Annotated in this window: 1 pseudogene; it reads right to left on the reverse strand. The window is 25.7% G+C overall.

From position 1 onward, the window contains the following. A pseudogene (locus tag AMN84_RS05045) lies at nt 1-514 on the reverse strand (hypothetical protein); the annotation flags it as partial.

Below are 514 nucleotides of genomic sequence, written 5' to 3' on the forward strand. Positions count from 1 at the left end.
ATGAACTATAGTCAGAATAATTTGCATTATTGTTTCTTTCTAATAGGTATCTCCACATTGTGAAATCATAAATTGACTTATCTTTTGCACGAGAAGCGATTTTGATCGCACTTTGCCACTTTTTTCTCTTAATTAAATCTAAAGATTGTTGAGCTATTTTTACGTCTTTTTTACTATAGTATTTTGATTTTTTAACTTTCTCCTTTTTTGGTTCTGTCTTTTTAACAATTATTGTTGGTTTCTTTTTAGGTAGCAAAATCCCTATATTTTGAAAATCCTTATCGGTTTCTGCTTTTTCAACTTTTTCTTTTTTTTCTTCTTGAATTTCATTCTCTTTCTTAACTGTAGGTTTTATTGGAGGTATAATATTCTTTTTTGATATAATCTTTTTTTTAACCTCAGCAGATAATGTTGGTTTTTTTGGTGGAATAATTAACTCACTTGAAAATGAATATGAGCCTAAAATTAACAGAAAGATTAAAATAAATTTGATAAATATTTTAAAAAAGATCAT

The organism is Candidatus Pelagibacter communis (assembly GCF_001180105.1).
Classification (GTDB): domain Bacteria; phylum Pseudomonadota; class Alphaproteobacteria; order Pelagibacterales; family Pelagibacteraceae; genus Pelagibacter; species Pelagibacter ubique_K.